This is a genomic window from Duganella sp. CF458, from assembly GCF_900113115.1.
Classification (GTDB): Bacteria; Pseudomonadota; Gammaproteobacteria; order Burkholderiales; family Burkholderiaceae_D; genus Rugamonas.
On sequence record NZ_FOOF01000020.1, the window covers coordinates 92,981 to 107,336 of the forward strand.

12 protein-coding genes are annotated in these 14,356 nt (G+C 60.2%); 5 read left to right on the forward strand and 7 right to left on the reverse strand.

What is annotated here, in order from left to right; translation table 11 throughout:
* From gshB to BM269_RS25545, 5 genes are all read right to left on the reverse strand, one after another.
* Complete coding sequence (gene gshB, locus BM269_RS25525) at positions 1-951, reverse strand: glutathione synthase (RefSeq protein ID WP_090444109.1); 951 nt, start codon at positions 949-951, stop codon at positions 1-3.
* Between the two features lie 53 nt (positions 952-1,004).
* Positions 1,005-2,303: a glutamate--cysteine ligase gene (gene gshA, locus BM269_RS25530; protein ID WP_090444113.1), complete on the reverse strand. Its 1,299-nt coding sequence runs from the start codon at positions 2,301-2,303 to the stop codon at positions 1,005-1,007.
* 118 nt (positions 2,304-2,421) lie between these two features.
* Complete coding sequence (locus BM269_RS25535; RefSeq protein WP_090444116.1) at positions 2,422-3,948, reverse strand: ammonium transporter; 1,527 nt, start codon at positions 3,946-3,948, stop codon at positions 2,422-2,424.
* 11 nt (positions 3,949-3,959) lie between these two features.
* Positions 3,960-4,298 (reverse strand): P-II family nitrogen regulator, encoded by a 339-nt coding sequence (locus BM269_RS25540; protein ID WP_028102386.1) that lies wholly within the window; start codon positions 4,296-4,298, stop codon positions 3,960-3,962.
* 12 nt (positions 4,299-4,310) lie between these two features.
* Positions 4,311-5,072, reverse strand: coding sequence for a TorF family putative porin (locus BM269_RS25545; RefSeq protein ID WP_090444119.1), 762 nt, complete (start codon positions 5,070-5,072; stop codon positions 4,311-4,313).
* A gap of 190 nt (positions 5,073-5,262) precedes the next feature.
* Here BM269_RS25545 and BM269_RS25550 point away from each other — a divergent pair, with 190 nt between their 5' ends.
* The 5 genes from BM269_RS25550 (at position 5,263) to BM269_RS25570 (ending at position 10,422) form a co-directional block, all read left to right on the forward strand.
* Positions 5,263-5,505: an accessory factor UbiK family protein gene (locus BM269_RS25550; RefSeq protein WP_090444121.1), complete on the forward strand. Its 243-nt coding sequence runs from the start codon at positions 5,263-5,265 to the stop codon at positions 5,503-5,505.
* A 73-nt stretch (positions 5,506-5,578) separates the two neighbouring features.
* A complete protein-coding gene (locus BM269_RS25555; RefSeq protein ID WP_090444125.1) occupies positions 5,579-7,099 on the forward strand; it encodes a YifB family Mg chelatase-like AAA ATPase in 1,521 nt (506 codons plus the stop codon).
* 68 nt (positions 7,100-7,167) lie between these two features.
* A complete protein-coding gene (locus BM269_RS25560) occupies positions 7,168-9,462 on the forward strand; it encodes a TonB-dependent receptor domain-containing protein (protein ID WP_090444128.1) in 2,295 nt (764 codons plus the stop codon).
* A gap of 29 nt (positions 9,463-9,491) precedes the next feature.
* On the forward strand, positions 9,492-10,004 hold the full coding sequence (locus tag BM269_RS25565; protein WP_090444131.1) for a hypothetical protein: 513 nt from the start codon (positions 9,492-9,494) through the stop codon (positions 10,002-10,004).
* A gap of 67 nt (positions 10,005-10,071) precedes the next feature.
* The gene (locus BM269_RS25570; RefSeq protein ID WP_090444134.1) at positions 10,072-10,422 is read left to right on the forward strand and encodes a DUF1840 domain-containing protein; all 351 of its coding nucleotides are present in this window, start codon (positions 10,072-10,074) and stop codon (positions 10,420-10,422) included.
* Positions 10,423-10,435: 13 nt separating this feature from the next.
* Here BM269_RS25570 and BM269_RS25575 read toward each other — a convergent pair whose 3' ends face one another.
* Both BM269_RS25575 and BM269_RS25580 read right to left on the reverse strand, forming a co-directional pair.
* On the reverse strand, positions 10,436-12,196 hold the full coding sequence (locus BM269_RS25575) for a DUF885 domain-containing protein (protein WP_090444138.1): 1,761 nt from the start codon (positions 12,194-12,196) through the stop codon (positions 10,436-10,438).
* 68 nt (positions 12,197-12,264) lie between these two features.
* Positions 12,265-14,172 carry an alpha/beta hydrolase family protein gene (locus tag BM269_RS25580; RefSeq protein ID WP_229204799.1) on the reverse strand — a complete coding sequence of 636 codons (1,908 nt, stop codon included), beginning with the start codon at positions 14,170-14,172 and terminating at the stop codon, positions 12,265-12,267.
* Positions 14,173-14,356: the final 184 nt, after the last annotated feature.

The window sequence follows — 14,356 nt, forward strand, 5'->3', positions numbered from 1 at the left end:
TTATCCTTGCTTGCCTGCCCGGGCTTCCACCGCGTCGATGAACATGGACGCAACCTGGAAGCCAGTCTGCTGGGTGATCTCCTGGAAACAGGTCGGGCTGGTGACGTTTACCTCGGTGAGGTAATCGCCGATCACGTCTAATCCTACCAGCAAGAGGCCGCGCGAAGCCAATTCCGGGCCCAGGGCCTCGGCGATTTCGCGGTCGCGCTGCGACAGGGGCTGCGCCACGCCGGTGCCGCCGGCCGCCAGGTTGCCGCGCACTTCGCCGGCCTGCGGGATGCGCGCCAGGCAGAACGGCACCGGTTTGCCGTCGATCAGCAGGATGCGCTTGTCGCCCTTGACGATGTCGGGGATGTAACGCTGCGCCATGATGGTGCGGGTGCCGAGCTGGGTCAGGGTCTCGATGATCGAACCCAGGTTCAGGCCGTCGGACTTCACACGGAAGATACCGGCGCCGCCCATGCCGTCCAGCGGCTTCAGGATCACGTCGCCATGTTCAGCCTGGAAGTCGCGCAAGCGGGTCTCGTCGCTGCTCACCAGGGTCGGCGCGGTGAATTGCGAGAACTGGGCAATCGACAGCTTTTCATTGTGGTCGCGGATAGCGGCAGGCTTGTTGAAGACTTTGGCGCCCTGTTTTTCCGCCAGCTGCAGCAGGTAGGTGCCGTAGACGTATTCCATGTCGAACGGCGGATCCTTGCGCTGGATCACCGCGTCGAAGGCGGCCAGGCTGGTGTCTTCCGAGGGCGCGGCCTGGTACCAGTCGTGGGCGTCGCCGGTCAGCTCGATGCGCGAGACGTGGGCGGTGACCTGGCCTTCCTTGAGTGCCATGTGGCGCTGCTGGAAGGCGTACACCTCGTGCCCCCGGCGCGCCGCCTCCGCCATCATGGCAAAAGTGGAGTCCTTGTAGATCTTGAAGCTGGACAGCGGGTCGGCGAGGAAGGCGATTTTCATGGATTAGTCCAAAAATGTAACAACTGATTCTAGCCGATCTGCGCGTCCGGCGTTCAGTACACCTCAGGATCCGGGTCGGTGCGCTCCATCTCCAGCGAAGCGGCCAGCAGCGCCAGCCGCGCCACCACCCCGTAGACGTAGAAGCGGTTCGGCACAGCGGTGCCCGGCTTGGCCTTCACATCCGGCAGGGCATGCTGCTGGGCGAACGCCAGCGGCACAAACTGCGAGCCCGGCGCGTTCAGGTTCTGGTCCGGGCCTTTCTCGCCGTGCACGCGGTAGAAGCCGCCCACCACGTAGCGGTCGATCATATAGACCACCGGCTCGGCAAACGCCTCCTTGATGCTCTCGAAGGTCGGCACGCCCTCCTGGATATTCAAGTCGGTTACCGCCTTGCCATCCTTGATCACGGTCATGCGCGCACGCTGCTCTTCCGACAACTCCTTCAGCTCGGCCGCGTCGCGAATGGTGATGATGCCCTTGCCATACGTGCCAGCATCGGGCTTGATGATGACGAACGGTTTTTCCTTGATGCCGTATTCCTTGTACTTCTTGCGGATCTTGGCCAGCACCGCGTCAACCGACGACGCCAGGCACTCCTGCCCCTCGCCGGTCGCCAGGTCCACCGCGCCGCATTTGGCGTGGAAGGGGTTGACCATCCATGGATCAACGCCAATCAGCTTGCCGAACTTCTTGGCCACTTCGTCGTAGGCATTGAAGTGATTCGACTTGCGGCGCACCGCCCAGCCGGCGTGCAGCGGCGGCAACAGGCTTTGCTCGTGCAGGTTGGTCAGGATGTCGGGAATGCCGGCCGACAGGTCGTTATTCAGCAAGATGGTGCAAGGATCGAAATCCTTCAGCCCCAGGCGGCGGCCGTTCGGCGAGCGCACCAGCGGCTCCACCACCAGCATATTGCCGTCGGGCAGCGCCAGCGGCGTTGGCTGGGTGATGGACGGGTCCAGCGTACCGAAGCGCACGCTCAGGCCGGTCTGCCGGAAAATCTGCATCAGGCGCGCCACGCCCTGGAAATAGGTCGGATGGCGCGGCTTGATCTCCGGGATCAGCAGCAGGTTGCGGGCATCGGGGCAATACTTGTCGATCGCCGCCATGGCCGCCTGCACCGAAAGGGGGAGCATCTCGTTGGCCAGGAAATGGAAGCCGCCCGGGAACAGGTTGGTATCCACCGGGGCCAGCTTATAGCCGGCATTGCGCAAGTCCACCGACGCATAGAACGGCGGCGTATGCTCCTGCCACTCGAGGCGGAACCACCGTTCAATGGCTGGGGTCGCGGCAATGATCTTTTCTTCAAGATCCAGTAACGGCCCGGTCAGGGCCGTGACGAGATGGGGAACCATGTGACTTCCTTGCGGGTTGGTATTTGCAGACTCTCCATTTTGGGGCAAAACCGCCAATTAAAAGATACTTTGGAACAAAAAAAGCGCCCCGAAAGGCGCTTTTAAAGTTCTAAGCTTATTAGGCGTGGTAAGCCGATTCGCCGTGGCTGGTGATGTCCAGGCCCTCGCGCTCTTCCTCTTCCGGCACGCGCAGGCCAATCACGATGTCGACCAGCTTGTAGGCCACGAAGGCAACAACAGCCGACCACACGATGGTGACGCCGACAGCGGTCGCCTGGGTGAGCACCTGGCCGCTGATCGAGTAATCCGCGCTTGCCTTATTGGCAACGTAGTCAAATACACCCTGCCCGCCCAAGGACGGTGCGGCAAACACACCGGTCAGGATCGCGCCCAGGATACCGCCCACGCCATGCACGCCGAACACGTCCAGCGAGTCATCCGCGCCGATCAGGCGTTTCAGGCCATTCACGCCCCACAGGCAGATGATGCCGGCCAGCAGGCCGATCGCCAGGGCGCCCATCGGGCCGACGAAGCCGCAAGCCGGGGTGATCGCCACCAGGCCAGCCACTGCACCGGAGGCGCCACCCAGCATGGAAGGCTTGCCCTTGAAAATCCACTCACCGAACACCCACGATACGGTTGCGCAGGCAGTTGCCAACAGGGTGTTGACGAAGGCCAGTGCAGCGATGTCGCCAGCTTCCAGCGCCGAGCCGGCGTTGAAGCCGAACCAGCCCACCCACAGCAGCGAAGCGCCGATCATGGTCATGGTCAGCGAGTGCGGAGCCATGGAGTCGCGGCCGTAGCCGACCCGCTTGCCGATCATGATCGCGCCCACCAGGCCCGCGACAGCGGCATTGATGTGCACCACGGTGCCGCCGGCAAAGTCCAGCGCGCCTTGCTGGAAGATCCAGCCCGCCTTGGCGGTTTCGGTCGCCAGGGTCTCGGCATTGGTGATCGCATCAGGACCGGTCCAGAACCAGACCATGTGGGCGATCGGCAGGTAGCTGAAGGTGAACCACAGCACCATGAAGGCCAGCACGGCGGAGAAGCGCACGCGTTCTGCAAACGCGCCGACGATCAGGCCGCAGGTAATGGCTGCGAAAGTACCCTGGAAGGCAACATAAATGAATTCAGGGATCACGACACCCTTGCTGAAGGTCGCTGCCACCGAGAAGCCCTTGACCGGATCATAAATGCCGGACAGCAGCGAACGGCCAAACCCGCCGAAGAAGGCATTCCCTTCGGTGAAGGCAATCGAGTAGCCGTACAGGCACCACAGCACGATGATCAGCGCGAAGACGAAGAACACCTGCAGCAGCACGGACAGCATGTTCTTCGAGCGCACCAGGCCGCCGTAGAACAGGGCCAGGCCCGGGATCGTCATCATGATCACCAGCAGGGTCGCTACGAACATCCAGGCGGTATCGCCCTTTTGCGCGACCGGCGCGGCCGGAGCCGCGGCCGGGGCGGCTGCAGCTGACGCAACAACGGCGGCATCAGCCGGAGCTGCCGCAGGCGCGGCGGCAATTGCAGCGGCAGCCGGCGCTTCCGCCGGCTTGGCATCTTGCGCCAGCACAGGCAGTGCTGCGCTGAAGGCCAACAGGACAGTCACCCCCGCCAGCCATTTCTTAATGGTCTTGTGCATCACGGTTCCCCTTACAGTGCTTCGTTGCCGGTTTCGCCGGTACGGATACGGATTACTTGCTCCAGCGACGAGACGAAGATCTTGCCGTCGCCAATCTTGCCGGTGCGGGCGGCATTTTCAATCGCCTCGATAGCCTGGTCAACGATGGCATCGTCCACCGCCGCCTCGATCTTGGTCTTGGGCAGGAAATCAACCACATACTCCGCCCCGCGATACAGCTCGGTGTGGCCTTTCTGGCGGCCGAAGCCTTTGACTTCGGTCACCGTAATACCTTGCACGTTGATCGCCGACAGGGCTTCACGCACCTCGTCGAGCTTGAACGGCTTGATAATGGCGGTAATCATTTTCATACGAGTGCCTCTTCAGAAGGTTTTGGACACGGTCAGCACCAAGCCGCCCTTGCCCAGGTTTTTGCCATTGGTCGGCGCGATATACGCGTCGCTATTGGTCTTGATATAGGCCAGCGCAACGGCTGCCACGCCGAAATCCTTGGTTGCGCCGACTTTCCAGTCGGTATAGCTGAAGAAGCTGTTGTTCTTCACCTTCTGGCGGCCAACGTGCAGGTTCAGGACGATGCCTTCGTACACTTCCTGGTTGACGGAAGCGTCGATGTAGGTACTGTGCTTGCTGTCGGCAAAGCCGAACAGGTTGCTCAGCGAATGCGAATACTTGAGGGTTGCCGGGCCATAGCCTACCTGGCCATACAATTCGCGGGTATTCGGGCTTGGACGCAGGTCGTTGGATGGATACACATAAGCCAGGAAGCCCACGTCATAGCTGACGCCAGGCGCGATTTCGCCGCGCTTGCCGCCATACAGGTCCAGTTCAACGGAAGCATCACCGCCGCCATCCTTGATCCACTTGATGGTGGAGCCCCAGGCACCTGCATAGAAACCGGTCGGATTGTTGACCCAGTCGGCGCCGCCTTGCAGCGCTGGTTTCAGGCGGGTTTGCGAGATACCACGGTAGCGGTAGTCGCTGGTCAGGGCCGCGTTATAGCTGAACTCATTATCAGGCTTCGCCCCAGGTGCGGCATCGGCCGCTTGGGCCAGGCTGGTTCCCATCGTCGCCATGGCCAGCGCGACTGCAACGGTGAGACCCAGCTTCTTGCTCTTATGAATCATGGCGATTTCCTTTTGAGTGAACTTTTATTGCGGTTTAAAATTCAGTCTGAAATGACAGCTTTCTTGCTTATTAGCAGATTGCGTGCCAGCCAAAATTCGTGCGCGATTGATATATGGACAGTTTTCCGCACCATTTAATGCCAAAGCCGCACCGTCGTGGTGCACAAACTCACACATCGGAAAGAAAAACATGGACATGAACGCCTTCTTCAATGACCTGCAACAAAAGGTCAACCAGGTTATCGAGAACTCGCCGGCCAAGGATATTGAAAAGAACGTCAAGGCGATGATGACCCAGGGCTTTGCCAAGCTGGACCTGGTGACCCGCGAGGAATTCGACATCCAGGCGCAGATGCTGGCCAAGGCCCGCGCCAAGCTGGAGCTGCTGGAAGCGCGCCTGGCCGAGCTGGAAGCCAAGCTGGCCGACAAGTAATCCCCTTGCGCTAGCTCAAACGGGCGGTGGCGCCCGAGGCCTACGATCTCCAGTTGTAGACCGGGAGGCCACCATGACCATTGCCGTAATCAAGAGCCGCGCCCTGGCCGGCATGCAGGCGCCGGAAGTCAGCGTCGAAGTGCATCTCGCCAACGGCCTGCCCGCCTTTACCATCGTCGGCCTGGCCGACACCGAAGTGAAGGAGTCACGCGACCGCGTGCGCGCCGCCATCACCAATGCGGGATTCGAACTGCCGCAGCACCGCATCACGGTCAATCTGGCACCGGCCGACCTCCCCAAGGAATCGGGCCGTTTCGACCTGCCGATCGCCATCGGCATCCTTGCCGCCTCCGGCCAGGTCCCTTCATCGACACTGGAACAATTCGAGTTTGCCGGCGAACTGTCGCTGACCGGCGAGCTGCGTCCGATTCGCGGCGCACTGGCAATGACCTACGCCATGCAGCGCTCCGCTGGTGGCGCCGGGCGTGGCTTCATCCTCCCCATAGCCAATGCCGACGAAGCCGCGTTGGTCGCAGGCGCTCGCATCTACCCCGCCGCTACTTTGCTGCAGGTATGCGCCCACTTTGGCCTGGATCCCGATGGCAGCTTTGCCCTGGCGCGCCACGTTGCGCAGCCCCTGCCGCTGCCGCCGGCGATCCCCGATTTCGCCGACGTCAAAGGCCAGATCTTCGCCAAGCGTGCGATGGAAGTTGCCGCCGCTGGCCGCCATTCGGTGTTGCTGGTCGGCCCGCCCGGCGCCGGCAAGACCATGCTGGCAACCCGCTTCGCCGGCTTGTTGCCTTTGATGACAGACGACGAAGCCCTGGAAGCCGCCGCCGTCCAGTCCCTGATCAGCGGTTTCACCGTCGACGGATGGAAGGTGCGCCCCTTCCGAGCTCCGCATCACACTTCGTCCGGCGCCGCGCTGGTCGGTGGCGGCAGTGTGCCACGGCCCGGCGAGATCTCGCTGGCGCATTGCGGCGTGCTGTTCCTCGACGAATTGCCCGAATTCGACCGCCGCGTGCTGGAGGTATTGCGCGAGCCACTCGAATCTGGCCGCGTCACCATCGCCCGCGCAATGCGACATGCCGACTTCCCTGCCCGCTTCCAGCTGATCGCTGCGATGAATCCTTGCCCCTGCGGCTACCTCGGGCACCCCGCGGGCCTGTGCCAATGCACGCCTGACCAGATCCTGCGCTATCAAAACCGGGGCTCCGGTCCGCTACTCGACCGCATCGACATGCAGATCGAGGTAGGCCCAGTGCCACCCGACATCCTGCAAGCGGACGCAGTGGGCGAGCTTTCCGAAACGATTGCCGCGCGCGTGCACGTGGCCTTCGAACGTCAGCTAGCGCGCCAGGGCAAAACCAATCAGCAGCTTTCGCCGCGCGAAATCGACCGCTTCTGCAAGCCGGATGTCGGTGGCCAGGCTGTGTTGCGCGCTGCCATGCATAAGCTTCATTGGTCGGCCCGAGCCTACCACCGCGTGCTGCGTGTAGCCCGCACCGTGGCAGACCTGGACGGCCAGAAGCAGGTCGGCGGCAAGCACGTATCTGAAGCGATCAATTTGCGCCGAGCCCTTCGGCAACTCTAAGTTTCAAATGTAAGTCCGCGTAAATCCGTGGTTTTGGTGGCGCTTTCTTCGTTAGAATTGCCGCCACCATGACTACCCAATACCGTTACTCGCGCTACTGCGCCGGCCCTCTCCTGATTCTTCTGTGCTGCGGCAGCGCCGCCGCACAAACCTCCCAGCCAGCCAAGGCCGACGCCACGCCAGCAACCGTAAAGAAGGAAGTCCCGCCCGAACCTGGCAACATCGCCAGCGTAACGGTGGCCGCCGAGCGCCCTACCAACCGCATCGACCGCCAGGTCTACGATGTGAAATCCGACACGTCCAGCAGCAACGGATCCGCTGCCGATGCGCTGAACAACGTCCCCTCCGTGAACGTCGACCCGGATGGCTCGCTCACCCTGCGCGGCAGCAGCAATGTACAGGTCTATGTCGACGGCAAGCCATCGGCCATGCTGCAAGGCGATAACCGCGGCCCTGCGCTGCAGTCGATTCCGGCCGAAGACCTGGAGTCTGTGGAAGTGATCAACAACCCCGGTGCGCAATTCGGCAATGAGGGCGGCGGCGGTCCGATCATCAACCTGGTGATGAAACGTTCGCGCAAGCCGGATGGCTTTGGCGTAGCCAATGCCAACTACGGCACCGCAGGCCGCTACAACAGCGCGCTGTCCGGCACCTACAACGAAGGCCTATGGGGCTTCCAAGGCGGCATCAACGTGCGCCATGATGGCCGCAACTCTGTTGGCGAAACAGTGCGGGATCGTATAGACGCGCGCAACGGTGCGCTGTCGCACAGCGAGCAGCAGTCGCAATCGAACGGCTTGAACGACAACGCGGGACTGAACGGCGGCGTCACCTACAACCTGGGTGCCAACGATACACTGGGGGCGCAAGTCGCCTACTCGCATCGCACCAACGATGCGCGCGCGACCGACAACTACCTGTCGACCGATCCCGATGGCGTGGTAACCGACAACTACCTGCGCAGCACCCTGCGTGAAGGCGAGAGCACGAATTACTCGTGGAACGCACGCTGGGACCACAAGGGCGACGCGCCGGGCGAAACCTTCAAGATGGACTTGCGCGTTTCAACCGCCACCAACGATTCCGACAACAACTACCGCAACAGCTACGTGGTCCGGCCGCCGGTCGGCAGCCAGGTCGACAGCGCGCAGAAGAACCGCAACAAGAACGAGATCATCGACTTCACCGGCGACTACGAGGCCAACCTTCTTGGCGGCGTGACCAAGCTTGGCTACAAGATCGTCCAGAACCGCAACGATTCGAGCATCGATTACACCAACATTGATCCGATCACGCAGGAAGGTTCGCCCAACGCCTTGCGCAGCAATGCCTTCGACATGAAGGAAACCATCTACGCAGCGTATGGTTCCTACCAGATGCGCCTCAACGAACAGTGGGGCCTGATGGCCGGCCTGCGCGCCGAACACACCGAGATGGAAATCGACCAGCTCACCAGCCAGGTCGTCGCCGGCAACAGCTACACCAACCTGATCCCGAGTTTCTTCGCCACCTACAAGATGAGCGAAAATTCGCAAATGCGCTTCGCCTACGCGCACCGCCTGCGCCGCCCGAATGCACAAGACCTGAATCCCTTCGTGGTCTATCGCGATGAACTGAACGTTTCTTCCGGCAATCCGAAATTGAAGCCGGCCCAAACGGATTCCTTCGAACTCGGTTACGAGACCCGCCTGTTCGGCCTGGAGAGCAACCTGCGCGGCTACTTCCGTGACGAGACCGATTCCATCCTGGACCGCAAATACTTCATCAGCGACACGGTGCTGCTGACCACCCGCGAAAATGCCGGCAGCACGCGCTCGGGCGGCATGGAATTCACGCTGACCGGCAAGCTGTTGCCGACGCTTTCGCTGAACCTGAGCGGCAACCTAGCGCGCTTCGAGCAAAGCGTGCTGGAAGTGAATGGCGACCAGACCAGGCGCACCGCCTCTTCGCTGAGCGGCCGGTTGCGCTTGAACTGGCAAGCAACCAGCACCGACATGCTGCAAGCAGCCGTCCAGGCGCAAGGGAAGATGCTGACCGGCCAGGGCTACCGCGAACCAAACACCACGCTGAACCTGACCTGGCGCCACGCCATCACGCCGCAACTGTCCCTGATGGTCAACGCCACCGACGTCTTCGACAGCAACAAGATGTCGACCATCACCGACACCTATGCCCTGCGCGAACGCTCACTGCGCGAGTTCGACGGCCGCATCGTCTATGTCGGCCTGTCCTACCGTTTCGGCGGTTCGCCGGGCACGCGTCGCGAAGGCGGGCCTGAACGCGGCCAGGGCGGCATGCGCGGGCCGGGCGGTCCTGGCATGGGCCCGCCACCTGGCGGCGGCATGGGCCCCGGCGGGGATTGATCACATCGCGAGGTGCTACCATGCAGGCTATGAAGAAACCGACCCTGAACAAAGCCCTCGCGACCCTGCTTGCCGCAGGCGCGCTCGCAGCCTGCAGCCCCAAGTTTGACTGGCGCGATTTCCGCAGCACCGACGCACCTTACATCATCATGTTGCCCGGCAAAGCCGCCACCCACACCCGCGTCGTCAACCTCGATGGCCAGGAAGTGAAGATGACCATGTCCGCAGCAGAAGTCGACGGTACCATGTTCGCCGTCGGTACTGCTGAGTTACCGGATGCAGCCAAGGCCGCACAGGCTGTACAAGCGATGAAGCTTGCCATGGTGCGCAATATCGGCGGTACTATTACCAAAGAGAGCACCAAGGACGGTGCGTTTGAAGTGGAAGCACGCGGCGCCGCGCCTAATGGCGCCCCGCTGGCCATGCATGGCCGCTTCCTGGCGAAAGATAAACGCGTATATCAGGTCGTCATTCTGGGGAACCAGAAACATTTTGATGCGGATACGGTTGATACATTCTTGAGTTCGTTTAAATTGTATTAAGTAGCACGACGCGCGCGACTGCACTCGTGCTATCGTGAGCACATCAACAAACTAAGGGAAGCGCGCCATGTTGATCAAATTTAAATCCATTTCGTCGCCGGAAGTCATGATGGCTCACGAGCACGTCGAACGCATCATGGATCTGCTGCAGAAGAGCCCTACGCGGGGCGTCATCACGGCAGCCGAAGCTTCCCAGGCGCTGCAACTGCTCGAGAAAGAAGTTGCGCTAAGCAAACTGCATCCGGAAGTCGATTCCGAACATGCCGCGCATATGCCCAGCCATGCGCTGCCGGACGATGATGGCGATGCCGATTTCGGGGAGACCCAGAAGGTAGGATTTGCGCAGCGCGCCTTCCCCCTTCTGGAAATGCTGCGTGCCGCCCAGACGGGCGGGTACGATATTGTATGGGGCGTCTAGCCCCATCTCTGGCTTATTTCTGAGCCGGTACGAACTCTTCCATGACCGCCTTGCGCAGCAGCGCAGGCGGCAACATCCCCTGAGCCAGCACGAAATCGTTGAAGGCCTTGCGATTGAATTTCTGGCGCAAGGCCACTTCCGCTGCCTGGCGGGTTTCCATCAGGCGCTGATAGCCATAGAAATATGAAGTCGCCTGGCCTGGTGCACGGAAGGTGTAGCGTTGCATCTCCTGCGTTGCCATGCCTTCGGACAGGCCAACTTCGTCCATCAGGAAGGATTTCACGCCTTCAGGGCTGATTTCACCCAGGTTGACCATTGGGTCGAGGAAAGCACGCGCCGCGCGCTGCATCCGGGCCTGCAGCGCGAACAACTGGCCGTCGAGTGGCTCGAACGGCTGCATCTCCGCCTCGGCATACAATGCCCAGCCTTCCACATTGACACTGTTGAAGGCGAACACGCCACGGGCTGTCGACACGCCCATCTCGATCATCTTCGCAAACTGCAGTTCGTGGCCTGGACGTGCTTCGTGCGCGGTGAGGGTCCAGCTACCGGCCTGGTGGGTGAAGTCGTCGAAGACCAGCTTCTTGCCGCTGGCATCAGGCGGCATGCCAGTGGTCAGTACAAACTCGCCATACTCGCCGGTATTGCCGATCAGGCGCGGTGGGCTCATGTGCGGAGCAGGTTGCTGCGCGTTCTCGGCTTCACTTGCCAGGCGAATCACGGCCTTGCGGTCCGGCAGGGTCACGATGCCTTGCTCACGCACCGCGGATTCGATTTGCGACAGGCGTTCGCCATACAAGGGCATTACCTGATCAACCGGAATCTGCTGCTTTTTCAACTCGCGCATGACAGCGCGGTAGTCCGCGTTCGGCAGCTTGCGCTCCTTGGCGATCAGGCTGGCAGTGATGGCCATCTGGTTGCGGATTTCTGCAAACGACGTCAATGCCTTCGCAATCAGTTCCTTCGGCGCGATATCTACGCCGAACTGGCGCAGGTTGTCACCGTAGACTTCCGCCGGCAGGCGATGGTCGGCGCGCGCCTTCGGCAGGATCTGGTCCTTGATCTTGGCGTTATATGCGGTCAGTTGGGATTCGATCGCGGCGTATGCCGGCTCCCAGCCTTTCAGTTCGCTCTTGCTGAGCAGGTCCTTCATCCCCTTGATCATGGCCGGGGCCGCACTCAGCGACTGTTCCACCTCGCCCTTGTAAGGACCAAGCAGATTCTTATCAGCCTTCTGCCGTTCCACGTAACGCTCATAGGCCAGTTCGGTAATCGGACGGTAGCCCTTGGTGATGCCAGCGTATTTTTCCATGCGCACCAGCAGGGTTTTCTGGCGCTCTTTCGGGATGCGTGGATCGAGCGTCTGGCGCATCACGCTGAACATGAGCTGGGTCAGGTCCAGGAATGGCAGCATGTGCTTGCGGTTCACTGCCGCCGAACGCAGCTGGTCTTCCGAAGTGCCGATCAGGATCTCCAGGTCTTGCCTGACCTTAGGGTCCTTCTCCGCTTTCAACCGCTTCTGCAGTTCGGCGATGACCGCACGCGTATCCTTGGCGGTGACTTCGTACAGGTCGCGCGACATATCGGTGATCTGTTCGTCATAGCCATCAACGCCGAGCCCGCTCGCGCTTTCAGGCGAATACTTGGCTTGCAGGTTCAGCAGCAGCTTCGCATTCTCATTGCTCTTGGTGACCCAAGCCGGCTCGGTAGCCGCAGAGACATGCAGGGAAAGCAGGGCCAGGGTCAGGCCACTGAGGAGTTTCGTGATCGGCATCGTTATTCCTTTATAAAGAATTGCGTGCCGTAGTGTAAATCAAAAACCTCAGAGTTGTGCCCGGTCTCTTACTTCGCTTTGGCTCCCGCCTTCGGCTCGACAACTGCTGGTAGGCCACCGATATGCAGCTGAAGGAAATCCAGTATCTTGTGGTAATAGTCTCGTAGGTTGCGCACGGAGAAAATGCTGTGTCCCTCCTCAAAGTAGAGCCATTCCGGTTTATTCCCCAAGCGGTCAAGCTCAGTCCACATTTGATAGCTATGGCTGATAGGAACCCTTCGGTCCTTTCTTCCATGGATCAGCAAAACCGCAGCCTTGATTTTTTCAGCATTCTTCAAGGGGGAAACCTCCGCAAATTTTGCTCGCTGGGTGCGCACATCACCGATCCGGCTCGTCATGTACTCGCGGCCAACCTTACTTTCGGAGGTGTCTGAATCATCGTTCCACATATGTTCGAGGTCCGACACACCAGCAAAGCTGATGCCGCAACGATAAAGTTCAGGCGTTTTCGCAAGTCCCCAAAGGGCTGCATAACCGCCATAGCTCGCGCCATAAATGCATATCCGCTTGGGGTCTGCAATACCTTCGCGTATCAGGTATTGCACGCCTGCAGTCACATCATCTTGCATGGCAAGGCCCCATTGGCCCACTCCAGCTTGCTCAAACTTCTTCCCGAATCCGCTGGAACCCCGGAATTGCGGCTGGAAGACGACGTAGCCCCGGCTAGCCAGCAGTTGTACATCTATATTCCAACGCCAGCTATCCCGCGAGACAGGGCCGCCGTGAATCATCACGACTGTCGGTTGGGGTCCCTCGGTCTTGTCTGGACGCGTCAAGTAAGCCGGGATGGCAAGCCCATCTAGCGCCTTATATTGAATCACCGACATCGGGCGCATCTCTTCCGGCCGGATCAATGGATCGGCAACTGCCACCGTCCTTAGCTGCATGGAAGCAATATCGAGGAGATACCAGGCGCCGGGATCGACATCACTGTAAGAGTGGACGAGGACCCGCTTCGTCGGGTCTCCAGACAGGGAGTTGACCATGCCTGGGAAAGCTTGGTCTACACTTGCTTGAAGTCGTGCCCACGCTGGATCAAACCAGACCACCTGAGGCTTCATCCCGTGCGTGAAGACTCTGTCGATAGCGTCCACACCGCCGGATACGCCATCGGCGTGAATGATATCGAGCGTTGGATGACCAACCATCACGCTGCCTAACGCCCTTGCCTCAATGTCGTATTCGAACATCGCGTATGTGTCACGGCCTGCACGGGAGCGCACTACCAATTTGCCTGAATCATCTGGAACATAGATCGGCGTCCAGAAGTCATCATTCACTCCGAACTCGGCCAACTTCTGCCACTTCGCGTCGGCGCTGGTGCGATACCAATTGCTGACCTTCGTAACGTCTTTCCAGAATGCCGAGTTCATCAAGGTGACCGCGCGCAACTGGCCGGACTTATCGAAGGCCCAGCAAAGTGGCTTCCCACTTGGATAGCTGAATTTTTGAAGTTCTCCCGTTCGCGCATTGGCTAAAGCAATGTCGCCGTCCGTACCATCTGTATAGACCAGCTTCATGACCGAACCACTATTTGCCCGTTCGGCCGGCCCGATCAAGGATTCGGCAAAAGTTGCCACGACCTTGCCGTCCAGTGACAAACTCGCGACATCAAGACCTAGGTCGACGGTCAGCAGATCATTACCTGCCCATTCAACGTTGCGCGGTGCCCGCACGTAGGTTCCACTGCCCCAGGTCGCGTTGGTGCCATCGTAAATCAGCCTGCTTTTGAGCGTTTCACTGTCAAGCAAACCTAAACCGTAATTAGTGCCGTTGAAAACGATCGCGGCAATGTGCTTGGTGTCGGGTGAAATCACCATTTTCACCATCGAACCAGGCGCGGTGGCGTCGTCAACACTGAGCGGAGGGGCAGCCTGGGCTATTGACGCAAAGTGAAATTGCAGCAGGAAGGGCAAAAGGAAGCTTCGCATGTCGAACAAAAATTGAGAGATGCGAAATTATATTGCATAAAGACAAAAAGCCCGCTGGCAGATGCCTAGCGGGCTTTTCTAATAAGAGCCTGACGATAACCTACTTTCACACTGGTTGCAGCACTATCATCGGCGCAAAGTCGTTTCACGGTCCTGTTCGGGATGGGAA